Annotated in this window: 8 protein-coding genes; all 8 read left to right on the top strand. The window is 70.9% G+C overall.

Annotation, left to right across the window (positions count from 1 at the left end; all coding sequences use genetic code 11):
• The 8 genes from Sru02f_RS28540 to Sru02f_RS28505 all read left to right on the top strand — a co-directional run bounded on the left by Sru02f_RS28540 (position 1) and on the right by Sru02f_RS28505 (position 11,181).
• Positions 1 to 1,044: an NAD-dependent epimerase/dehydratase family protein gene (locus tag Sru02f_RS28540; protein ID WP_109029860.1), complete on the top strand. Its 1,044-nt coding sequence runs from the start codon at positions 1 to 3 to the stop codon at positions 1,042 to 1,044.
• Positions 1,031 to 1,873 (top strand): thioesterase II family protein, encoded by an 843-nt coding sequence (locus tag Sru02f_RS28535; RefSeq protein ID WP_109029859.1) that lies wholly within the window; start codon positions 1,031 to 1,033, stop codon positions 1,871 to 1,873. The genes Sru02f_RS28540 and Sru02f_RS28535 overlap by 14 nt, the downstream gene beginning before the upstream one ends.
• Complete coding sequence (locus Sru02f_RS28530; RefSeq protein WP_109029858.1) at positions 1,861 to 2,949, top strand: SAM-dependent methyltransferase; 1,089 nt, start codon at positions 1,861 to 1,863, stop codon at positions 2,947 to 2,949. Before Sru02f_RS28535 ends, Sru02f_RS28530 begins: the two co-directional genes overlap by 13 nt.
• 22 nt (positions 2,950 to 2,971) lie before the next feature.
• The gene (locus tag Sru02f_RS28525) at positions 2,972 to 5,788 is read left to right on the top strand and encodes a PEP/pyruvate-binding domain-containing protein (protein WP_109029857.1); all 2,817 of its coding nucleotides are present in this window, start codon (positions 2,972 to 2,974) and stop codon (positions 5,786 to 5,788) included.
• 76 nt (positions 5,789 to 5,864) lie between these two features.
• Positions 5,865 to 7,052, top strand: a complete 1,188-nt coding sequence (locus Sru02f_RS28520) for an aromatic ring-hydroxylating oxygenase subunit alpha (protein WP_109029856.1) — start codon at positions 5,865 to 5,867, stop codon at positions 7,050 to 7,052.
• A 42-nt stretch (positions 7,053 to 7,094) separates the two neighbouring features.
• The gene (locus Sru02f_RS28515) at positions 7,095 to 7,775 is read left to right on the top strand and encodes a DUF1295 domain-containing protein (protein WP_109029855.1); all 681 of its coding nucleotides are present in this window, start codon (positions 7,095 to 7,097) and stop codon (positions 7,773 to 7,775) included.
• Between the two features lie 100 nt (positions 7,776 to 7,875).
• Entirely contained in the window at positions 7,876 to 8,763 is an 888-nt protein-coding gene (locus Sru02f_RS28510; RefSeq protein ID WP_109029854.1) for a lysophospholipid acyltransferase family protein, read from the top strand.
• Positions 8,764 to 9,102: 339 nt separating this feature from the next.
• Positions 9,103 to 11,181, top strand: a complete 2,079-nt coding sequence (locus tag Sru02f_RS28505; protein WP_109029853.1) for an APC family permease — start codon at positions 9,103 to 9,105, stop codon at positions 11,179 to 11,181.
• The last annotated feature ends 49 nt before the right edge of the window (positions 11,182 to 11,230 follow it).

Raw genomic sequence — 11,230 nt, 5'->3', positions numbered from 1 at the left:
ATGTCCTCACTCAGCCAAGACAGCCCGTCCGCCGCCGCCCCCGACATCCTGGTCACCGGCGCCAGTGGCTTCATCGGCGGTCACCTGGTGCACCGCCTGGCCGAGCGCGGGCACCGCGTCCGCGTCCTGGCGCGCTCCACGAGCGACCGCGCGGCCTTCGCCGGGGCCGCCGCCCAGATCACCGTCGGCGACCTCGGTGACACCGACAGCCTGCGCCGGGCCACCACGGGAATCCGCCACGTCTACAACTGCGCCGGACTCTCGGCCGACTGGGGCCCCTGGGACCGGTTCCGCGCGGTCAACGTGGACGGCGCCAGGAACCTCGTCGAGGCGGCCCACGAGGCCGGGACGGTCGAGCGCCTGGTCCACCTCAGCACCACCGACGTCTACGGCTACCCCGAGCGGCCCTGCGACGAGACAACCGCCCCGCGCGACATCGGCCTGCCCTACAACCGCAGCAAGATGCTCGGCGAGGCCGCCGTGTGGGCCGCCGCCGAACGCACCGGCCAGCCGGTCACGGTGGTCCGTCCCGTCTCCGTCTACGGCCCCGGCAGCAAGGACTTCGTGATCGAGATCGCGAACCTGCTGCTGGGCAAGCAGATGGTCTACATCCGCGGCGGTCGGGTGCCGGCCGGGCTGCTCTACGTCTCCAACGCCGTGGACGGCATCATCGCCGCCGCGACCGGCGAGCACACCGCGGGCCGCGCCTACAACCTGCGCGACCCGCACGACACCACCTGGCGCGAGTACGTCGAGGCGCTCGCCGAGGGGCTGGGCGTGAAGGCCCCCTGGCTGAGCCTGCCCACGCCCGTCGCCACCGCCGTCGCCACCGTCTCCGAGAAGCTGTGGGGCGCCCTGCGCATCGACTCCCGGCCCGTCCTGACCCGGCACGCCGTCCACCTCTTCGACCGCGACCAGTCCTACCCGATCGGGCGCGCCCAGGAGGAGCTGGGTTTCAAGGGCGAGGTCGACTTCCAGGAGGGCATGCGGCGCACCGTCGCCTGGCTCGACTCGCCCGAGGGACGCGCCCATGTCGCCCGCTGACCTGCTCTCCGAGCGTTCCGCCTGGTTCCCCCGCCCCGTCGCGGCACCGGCCGCCGAGCCGCCCGACCCGGCGGCCGCCCCGCTGCGCCTGGTCTGCTTCCCCTACGCCGGGGGGACGGTCTCCGCGTTCCGCGGCTGGCAGGAGCGGCTGGGCGACGAGGTCGCCGTCATACCCGTACAACTGCCCGGCCGCGGACTGCGCCTGCGCGAGCGGCCGTACGACACCATGGAACCCCTCGCCGAAGCGGTCGCGGACGCCCTGGACGAGTACCGGCTCACCCACGACTACGCGCTGTTCGGGCACAGCATGGGCGCCCTGCTCGCCTACGAGGTGGCCTGCGTGCTGCGCCGGCGCGGGGCGCCGCGGCCCCGGCACCTGTTCGTCTCCGGCAGCCGGGCCCCGCACCTGTACGGCGACCGCGCCGACCACACCCTGTCCGACACCGCCCTGCGCGAGGTCGTCCGGGACCTGGGCGGCCTCGACGACGCGGACACCCTGGGCGCCGCCTACTTCGACCGCAGGCTCCCGGTGCTCCGCGCCGACCTGCGCGCCTGCGAGCGCTACGACTGGCACCCCCGGCCGCCGCTGGACTGCCCGACGACCGCGTTCTCCGCCGCCGCCGACCCCATCGCCACCCCGGAGATGGTCGAGGCCTGGCGGCCCCACACCACCGGCTCGTTCCTGCGGCGCCACCTGCCGGGCAACCACTTCTTCCTGAACGGCGGCCCGTCCCGCGACCGGCTGCTCGCCCACCTGGGCACCGAACTCGACGCCCTCGGCACCACCCCGCACAGGAAGGCAACTAGGGAAGCAACATGGACATTCTGAGCCTGGCCAAGAGCGTCGGCAGCCGCGTCGAGGCGCCGCTGACCGACCTGCGCACCGTGACCAAGGTGCTCGGCAACCCGCACATGCCGCTGCTCCTGGCCCTGTCCAAGGGCTTCGTCGAGCCGGTGTACCGGGCCGCCTTCCTGGCCTCGGCGGCGAGTTCGGGCGTGCTCGCCGCCCTCGCCGTACGCCCCTGCGACCTGGAGTCGCTGGCGGAACGGCTCGACATCGACGACGAGGACCTGCCGCGTCTCAAGGAGTGGCTGGACATGGGCATCCGCCTCGGCGACCTGGGCAAGCGCGAGGGCTGCTACAAGCTGCGCAGCCTGCCCGCCAAGGCCCTCGCCCAGCCCGGCAACGACGCGATCGCCGCCGCGCTGGAAGAGGTCCTGCGCTTCCACGTGCCCGCACTGCTGAACGGCCCCCGCATGCTGCGCGAGGGCCGCCGCTTCTCCCTCGACGACCAGGACGGCCTGGTCATCGCACGGTCCACCCGGGTGATCCAGCCGCTGGTCGAGGAGGCCATCGCCCGCACCCTGGACCGGAACGCGCCCGTACGGCTCCTGGAGGTCGGCTGCGGCAGCGGCACCTACGTCCGCTACGCCGCCGAGCTCAATCCCCGCCTGTCGGCGCTCGCCGTCGACCTCCAGCAGGACGTGGCCGACAGCGCCGCGGCGAACATGGCCGAGTGGGGGCTGACCGACCGGGTCGAGACCCGGCAGGCCGACCTGCGCACCCTCGACGCGCAGCCCCAGTTCGACCTGGTCACCCTGCACAACAACATCTACTACTTCCCCGAGGCCGAGCGGGTCGACGCCCTGCGCCGCGCCCACGACCTGCTGGCACCCGGCGGCAGGCTCCTGCTCACCACCTCCTGCAAGGGCGGCAACGTCGGCCTCGAGGCGCTCAACCTCTGGTTCACCTACGCCGACTTCGGCGGCCCGCTGCCGCAGGCCGACGCACTGGCGGACCAGCTCCGCCAGGCGGGGTTCGACGACGTCGAGGCCACCCGGATCGTCCCGGGCGAGCAGTTCCACGCCTTCACGGGCACCAGCAAGCGCGTCGCGCACGCCTGACCGCCGAGGAGACACACCCGCCATGGACACGCACGTCAGCGACACGACGACCGCCGCCGGAGCAGGCGAACGCCCCGCAGGCCCGGTCGCCGGCCCGGCCGGACACGCCGCCTGTGTCGTCACCCTGGGCGCGGGCGGCCCGGCCGGAGGCCACCGGGGGGAACTGGGCGGCAAGGGCACCCGCCTCGCCGAGCTCTCCGCGGCCGGGCTGCCCGTCCCGCCCGCCTTCTGCCTGACCACCGCCCTCTTCGACGCCTACCTGCGGGAGACCGGGATCGCCGCCGGGGCGGCGGGCGCCGACCCCCGCACCATGCGCGAGCGCATCCTGGGGACCCGGATGCCCGCCGCGATCGCGGACGCCGTCCTCGACGCCTACGGCAGCATGGGCCGCCCCCGCGTGGCGGTGCGCTCCTCCGGACTGCGGGAGGACTCCGCCGCACAGTCCTTCGCCGGCCAGCACGACACGGTCCTCGACGTCAGCGGCGACGAGGACGTACTGGACGCGGTGCTGCGGTGCTGGGCCTCGCTGTGGTCCGACCGCGCCACGGTGTACCGGGACACGGACGCCCCCGACTCGCTCGCCGTGGTCGTCCAGGAGATGATCCACACCGACGTCAGCGGCGTGATGTTCACCGTCGACCCGGTCAACCCCCGCCCGCACCGCCTCGTCGTGGAGGCCTGCCAGGGCCTGGGCGAAGGGCTGGTCTCCGGGCAGGTCTCCAGCGACTTCTTCGTCGTCGACGACGAGAAGCTGGAGGTCGTCGAGGAACGGGTCCGCTACAAGGTCACCAAGTGCGCGCCGCTGGAGCCCGGCCGCATCGGCATGACGAAGGTCGACGCGGCGGCCCGCAGCGTCCCCTGCCTCACCCACGACCAACTGCGCGAACTCGGCGCCCTGGCCGTCCGCATCCGCGACCTGTACGGCAGCGAGCAGGACATCGAGTGGGGCGTGCGCGACGGCGTCTTCCACCTGTTCCAGACCCGGCCGATCACCACCCGGCCCGCCGCCCCCGCGGCCCCGTCCGGCGCGCTCAGCCCCTACGTCGCCCCGCAGCCGGAGCCGATCCTGAACGGCACCCTGTGGTCGCGCATGGACATCGGGGAGATCTTCGTCGGCCTGATGACCCCGCTCGGCCTCAGCTTCGCCCGCTACTACCAGCGCAACGTCCACACCGACTGCGCGGGCGCCCTCGGCGTGCGCGACACCGGCGAGGCCGACCTGCACATGGGCTTCTACCAGGGCCACGTCTACCTCAACATCTCCTACAGCTCCTACCTGCTGGCCCAGTGCCTGCCCACCCGCGACCAGCGCCACTTCACCAGCCGCTTCGTCAGCGAGGAGGTCGACCTCGCCGACTACGAGAACCCGTTCGGCACCTTCCCCGGCGGCATGGAGGACCTGCTCTCCACCGTCCACTGGCTGCAGCACACGGCCCGTGAGATGACGCAGATGAAGTCCCGCTCCCAGCAGATGGTCGACGCCCGGCTCTACGAGTTCGACCGGGCCCGCGGCCTCGACCTGACCCGGATGAGCAGGCGCGAACTGCACGGCGAACTCCACCGCGACCTCGCCTGGTTCCACGACATGCACATCGGCTACATGCCGTACTACATCAACGCGTTCGCCTTCTACGGCCTGCTCACCGAGCTGTGCGCCCGCTGGCTCGGCAGCGACGGGGTGGGCCTGCAGAACCGCGTCAAGACCGACATGTCCAGCCTGCGCACCGTCGAGTCGGCCAAGGAGGTCTGGTCGGTCGCCCAGGCCGCCAAGAACGACCCGGCCGTCCTGCGGATCATCAAGGACGAACCGCTGGAGGACATCGCCCGGCTGCTGCGCGAGGACCCCGCAGGACAGCGCTTCTGGGACCGGCACATGGAGCCGTTCCTGCGGGCCAACGGCACCCGCGGCCACCAGGAGATGGAGATCACCCACCCGAGGTGGATCGACGACCCCTCCTACATCTTCCAGATGATCCGGCGCTATGTCGCCGACGGCTTCTCCATCGACGACATCCTCCGCCGCAGCAGCGGCTGGTCCGACGACTCCCGCGAGGTGCTGGGCCGGCTGCCGATGCCCAAGCGCCAGGTCCTGGACACCGTCATCTCCCTGTACGCCCTGTGCAGCGAACTGCGGGAGACCACCCGGATGTCCATGATCACGTCCATCTGGCTGGTGCGGAACGTGGTCTACGAGGTCGGCCGGCGCCTGGTCGCCGACGGCGTCCTGCACTCCGCGGACGAGATCGCCCACCTGGACTTCGAGGACGTGCGCCGCTACCTCGCCGGCGACGAGGCCGCCGTGCACGTCTTCGACCGGGCCCGCATCGACGCGGCCCGCCGGCTGCACGAGCACAACAAGCGGCTCCCGGAGCCCCCGTTGACCTTCGTCGGCGTGCACGACATCACCGCCTCGGTCCGGCCCGCCGCCGACGGCGCCCGGCTCGAAGGCCTCGCCGCCAGCCCCGGACGGATCGTGGGCCGCGCCCGCATCGTCGAGGACCTGGTGTGGCAGGCCGACGAGTTCGAGGCCGGGGAGATCCTGGTGACCCGGTACACCGACGCCTCCTGGACGCCGCTGTTCGCCATCGCGGGCGGGGTCGTCACCGACATCGGGTCGATGCTCTCGCACAGCTCCATCGTGGCCCGCGAGTTCCACGTCCCGTCGGTGGTGAACACCAAGGACGCCACCCAGCGCATCAACACCGGCGACCTGATCGTGGTGGACGGCGACGCGGGCACGGTCGAGGTCGTCGAGAGCGCGGACACCGACCCGCAGGGCCCGCCCGGAGCCGCCGGGACCCCCGCCGGAGCCACCCCCGCCGGAGCCACCACCGACTGAGTCGGTCACCGCCGCAACACCGGACCGCGACCGCCCCCGCCGAGGGGCGGACCACACCCAGACGGGAGACGACCCGATGATCCCCAACCAGTGGTATCCCATCGTCGAGGCGCAGGAGGTGGGCAACGACAAACCGCTCGGCCTGCGCCGGATGGGCCAGGACCTCGTGCTCTGGCGCGACATCGACGGCAACCTCGTCTGCCAGGGCGCCCGCTGCCCGCACAAGGGCGCCAACCTCGGCGACGGCCGCATGAAGGGCAACACCATCGAATGCCCGTACCACGGCTTCCGCTACGGAGCCGACGGTGCCTGCCGGGTGATCCCGGCCATGGGCTCCGAGGCCCGCATCCCCGGCTCGCTGCGGGTGCCCACCTACCCGGTCCGGGAGCAGTTCGGCCTGGTGTGGATGTGGTGGGGCGACGAGCGCCCGGCGGCCGACCTGCCGCCGGTGGCGGCCCCGGCCGAGGTGACCGACAACCGGAAGCTGTACGCCACCAAGCGCTGGACCCGCCCGGTGCACTACACCCGTTACATCGAGAGCCTGCTCGAGTTCTACCACGTGACCTACGTGCACAGGGACCACTGGTTCAACTACATCGACTACCTGCTCCTGTACGGCACCCCGAGCAAGTTCGGCCTCGACGGTCGCGAGCGGTACCTGGCCGCCACCCGGATCACCAACCACCGGGTGGAGACGGAGGCGGAGGGTCAGACCATCCGCTACTCCTTCGACCACTGCCAGGAGGACGACCCGACCAACACCACCCACTACGTCATCACGTTCACCTTCCCGTGCATGGTGCACGTGCAGACCGAGCAGTTCGAGACCACCTCCTGGCTGGTGCCCATCGACGACCAGAACACCGAGCACATCCTGCGCTGGTACGAGTACGAACAGGTCAAGCCCGTCCTGAGGTTCGAACCGCTGCGCCGTCTGCTGCCCTGGGCGTCCCTCTACATGGAGAAGTGGGTGCAGGACCCCCAGGACGTCCGCATCATGGAACACCAGGAACCCAAGATCAGCGCCGGTGGCGTCAACAAGTTCATCCCCGTCGACGAGATGAACGCCAAGTACATCTCGATGCGCGCCAAGCTGATCGCGGACGCCTCCGCCGCGCCCTCGTCACCGGCGCGGGAGGCGGAGCCCGAGCCGGAAGCGGCGGGGCTGGGCGGAACACCGGCCCGTGCCACGGGCAACGGCAGGGGAGCGGCCGGCGGACGACGCGGCGCCAAGCCCAAGGAGGATGCCGCCGCGCGCCCGTAGACCCGAAGACGGGGGACGGACAAGAGAGAGCGAGAGTGAGAGATGTACGGCGGATACGACGCGTCGACCGGCCCCAAGGCCCTGGTGACGGCCTTCAACACCGTCGCCGTGGCCGGCGCCGTGTGGTTCCTGTTCGGCGGCGCGGACACCGTGGCCGACTGGTTCGGCACCGACTTCGACGAGGCGGCGACCCTGCGCCGGGTCCTGCTGGCGACCCTGTCGGTGCTCTACCTGCTGCGCTTCATCGCCACGAACTTCGTGATGCTCCAGCGCAAGATGGAGTGGTCGGAGTCGGCCACCATCGGGATCTGGGTCCTGGTGATCCACGGCACGATGGCGTACTTCGGCGGCACCAACGACGCCGGCGTGAGCGTGTTCACCTGGCTGGGCGTCGTGCTGTACCTCCTCGGGTCCTACCTGAACACGGGGTCGGAGTACCAGCGCAAACTCTGGAAGAAGCGCCCGGAGAACAAGGGCAAGCTCTACACCGAAGGCCTGTTCAAGCACTCGATGCACATCAACTACTTCGGTGACGCCGTGCTCTTCTCCGGGTTCGCGCTGGTCACGGGCACCCCGTGGGCCTTCGCCATCCCCCTGATCATGGTCTGCATGTTCGTCTTCCTGAACATCCCCATGCTCGACAAGTACCTCGCCGAGCGATACGGCGAGGCCTTCGACGAGTACGCGTCCCGGACGGCGAAGTTCGTCCCCTACGTGTACTGACCCAGCCCGTCACGCGCGTACGGCGGCCTCCCCGGGCGAGGGGGCCGCCGTACCGGGCGGCAACCACAGACCCCCTCCACAGATCCGAGACGAGGCACGTATGACCGGAGACATTCCCTTCGGAGAGGCCGAGGCGTCCCTGACCGCCGAGGTGCTGCGCGAGGTGCTGGCCGGCGGCGCCGAGGCGTTCGCCCGGCTGACCTCCGACGAGGGCGCCGTCGACGACTTCGGCTTCGACCCGGAGCTGACCGACGACTACCTGCTCCCCGCCCTGCGCCTGCTGTACGAGAAGTACTTCCGGGTCGACCTGGAGGGCCTGGAGAACGTGCCGGCCGAGGGGGGCGCACTCCTGGTCGCCAACCACTCCGGCACCCTGCCGCTCGACGCCCTGATGCTCCAGGTGGCGCTGCACGACCACCACAGCACGCACCGCAGGCTCCGGCTGCTCGCCGCCGACCTTGCCTTCGACCTCCCCGTCGTCCGTGACCTCGCCCGCAAGGCCGGCCACGTACGCGCCTGCCCCGAGAACGCGCTGCGGCTGCTCGGCTCCGGCGAACTGGTCGGCGTGATGCCGGAGGGCTACAAGGGGCTCGGCAAGCCCTTCGAGGAGCGCTACCGGCTGCAGCGCTTCGGCCGGGGAGGCTTCGCGGCGGTGGCGCTGCGGTCGGGGCGCCCCATGGTGCCGTGCTCGATCGTCGGCGCCGAGGAGATCTACCCGATGATCGGCTCGGCCCCCACCCTGGCCCGGATGCTGAAGCTGCCGTACTTCCCGATCACCCCGACCTTCCCGCTGCTGGGCGCGCTGGGCCTGATCCCGATGCCGACCAAGTGGACCATCCGCTTCGGTGCCCCGATCCACACGGACGGCTTCCCCGAGGACGCCGCGGAGGACCCGCTGGTGGTCGAGAAGCTCGCCGGCGAGGTGAAGGACACCATCCAGCACACGCTCAACGAGATGCTGGAGGGCCGCGGCTCCCCGTTCGTCTGAGGACCGGTCCCTCTCGTCCGAGGCCTGTCCTCCTCGCCCGGGGCCCCGCCTCAGCCCCCCGCCGACGACCCCCGGCGGCAGATGCTGCGAACGCTGGCGAAGGCCAGGACAGCGAGGCCGACGAGCGTGACGCCGCCGCCGACCAGCTCCGCGGACAGATGCATGGGATCTCCCTCAGGGGGACGACGGACGGTGATGGTCATATAGCCATGCGAACCCCGCCGTCCGCCCGATCCGCAGCCGCACCGGCCCGCGAATTCACCCGTAGAGCAGACCGGGGCGGCCGGAGAGGGGTGGCGATTGGGTGGTCGCGCGTTCGAACGCTTACGATCCTCTGTTGTGTCCAAACTGACCGACGTGCCCAAACGGATCCTCATCGGGCGCGCACTGCGCAGCGACCGGCTGGGCGAAACGCTCCTGCCGAAGCGCATCGCGCTTCCCGTGTTCGCGTCCGACCCGCTGTCCTCCGTGGCGTACGCGCCGGGCGAGGTACTGCTCGTCCTGTCCATCGCGGGCGTGTCGGCCTACCACTTCAGCCCGTGGATCGCGGTCGCGGTCGTGGTCCTGATGTTCACCGTGGTCGCCTCCTACCGGCAGAACGTGCACGCCTACCCGAGCGGCGGCGGCGACTACGAGGTGGCCACCACCAACCTCGGGCCGAAGGCCGGTCTGACCGTCGCCAGCGCCCTGCTGGTCGACTACGTCCTGACCGTCGCGGTCTCCATCTCCTCCGGCATCGAGAACCTGGGCTCGGCGATCCCCTTCGTCGTCGAGCACAAGGTGCTGTGCGCGGTCGCCGTGATCCTGCTGCTCACGCTGATGAACCTGCGCGGGGTCAGGGAGTCGGGCACCCTGTTCGCGATTCCGACGTACGTCTTCGTCGCGGGCGTCTTCATCATGATCGTGTGGGGCGCGTTCCGCGGACTGGTCCTGGACGACACCATGCGCGCCCCGACCGCGGACTACGAGATCAAGCCGGAGCACGGCGGCCTGGCCGGCTTCGCCCTGATCTTCCTCCTCCTGCGCGCCTTCTCCTCCGGCTGTGCCGCGCTCACCGGTGTCGAGGCGATCTCCAACGGCGTCCCGGCCTTCCGCAAGCCCAAGTCCAAGAACGCGGGGAACACCCTCGCGATGATGGGCCTGCTCGCCGTCACCATGTTCTGCGGCATCATCGCGCTGGCCGCCGCGACCGACGTGCGGATGTCGGAGAACCCGGCCACCGACCTCTTCCACAACGGCGTCGCGGTCGGCGCGGACTACGTCCAGCACCCGGTGATCTCGCAGGTCGCCGAGGCGGTCTTCGGCGAGGGCAGCTTCCTGTTCATCGTGCTGGCCGCCGCCACCGCGCTGGTCCTCTTCCTCGCCGCCAACACCGCGTACAACGGCTTCCCGCTGCTCGGCTCGATCCTCGCCCAGGACCGCTACCTGCCGCGCCAGCTGCACACCCGCGGCGACCGCCTGGCCTTCTCCAACGGCATCGTGCTCCTCGCCGGGGCCGCCATGCTCCTGGTCGTCGTCTACGGCGCCGACTCGACCCGACTGATCCAGCTCTACATCGTCGGCGTCTTCGTGTCCTTCACGCTCAGCCAGATCGGCATGGTCCGCCACTGGAACCGCAACTTGGCCACCGAGCGCGACCAGGCCGCCCGGCGCCGCATGGTCCGCTCCCGCGCGATCAACGCCTTCGGCGCTTTCTTCACCGGCCTCGTCCTGGTCGTGGTCCTGGCGACCAAGTTCACGCACGGGGCCTGGGTCGCGCTGCTCGGCATGTGCATCTTCTTCGCGACGATGACGGCCATCCGCAAGCACTACGACCGCGTCGCCGAGGAGATCGCGGCCCCCGAGGACCCCGAGGAGGCCCAGAGCGACGACATGGTGCGCCCCTCCCGCGTCCACTCGGTGGTCCTCATCTCCAAGATCCACCGCCCCACGCTCCGCGCCCTCGCCTACGCCAAGCTGATGCGCTCCGACAGCCTGGAGGCCCTCAGCGTCAACGTCGACCCGGTCGAGACGAAGGCGCTGCGCGAGGAGTGGGAGCGCCGCGGCATCGCCGTACCGCTGAAGGTCCTGGACTCGCCGTACCGCGAGATCACCCGGCCGGTCATCGAGTACGTCAAGAGCCTGCGCAAGGAGTCCCCGCGCGACGCGGTCTCGGTGATCATCCCCGAGTACGTGGTCGGCCACTGGTACGAGCACCTGCTGCACAACCAGAGCGCCCTGCGCCTCAAGGGCCGGCTGCTGTTCACGCCGGGCGTCATGGTCACGTCCGTCCCGTACCAGCTGGAGTCCTCCGAGGCCGCCAGGCGCCGGGCGCGCAAGCGCCAGAACTGGAGCGCGCCGGGTGCGGTGCGGCGCGGGCCGGCCCATCACCAGGACCGTGACCGTGACCGTACGAAGGACTCCTCCTCGTCCACGTAGACTGGACGGCTGTTGTCCCTGTCCTCCCCCCGTTCTCTGGAGTCACCCC

Origin of the sequence: Streptomyces rubrogriseus (assembly GCF_027947575.1) — a bacterium.
Classification (GTDB): domain Bacteria; phylum Actinomycetota; class Actinomycetes; order Streptomycetales; family Streptomycetaceae; genus Streptomyces; species Streptomyces rubrogriseus.
The sequence above is the reverse complement of the archived record's forward strand: the minus strand, read 5'-3'. Positions and strand labels throughout refer to the sequence as shown.

What these genes read in the sequence shown, in the direction of transcription:
- Sru02f_RS28510 (WP_109029854.1), top strand. Translation starts at nt 7,876, where the DNA reads ATGACCGGAGACATTCCCTTCGGAGAGGCCGAGGCGTCCCTGACCGCC.
- Sru02f_RS28520 (WP_109029856.1), top strand. Translation starts at nt 5,865, where the DNA reads ATGATCCCCAACCAGTGGTATCCCATCGTCGAGGCGCAGGAGGTGGGC.
- Sru02f_RS28515 (WP_109029855.1), top strand. Translation starts at nt 7,095, where the DNA reads ATGTACGGCGGATACGACGCGTCGACCGGCCCCAAGGCCCTGGTGACG.
- Sru02f_RS28530 (WP_109029858.1), top strand. Translation starts at nt 1,861, where the DNA reads ATGGACATTCTGAGCCTGGCCAAGAGCGTCGGCAGCCGCGTCGAGGCG.
- Sru02f_RS28525 (WP_109029857.1), top strand. Translation starts at nt 2,972, where the DNA reads ATGGACACGCACGTCAGCGACACGACGACCGCCGCCGGAGCAGGCGAA.
- Sru02f_RS28540 (WP_109029860.1), top strand. Translation starts at nt 1, where the DNA reads ATGTCCTCACTCAGCCAAGACAGCCCGTCCGCCGCCGCCCCCGACATC.
- Sru02f_RS28535 (WP_109029859.1), top strand. Translation starts at nt 1,031, where the DNA reads ATGTCGCCCGCTGACCTGCTCTCCGAGCGTTCCGCCTGGTTCCCCCGC.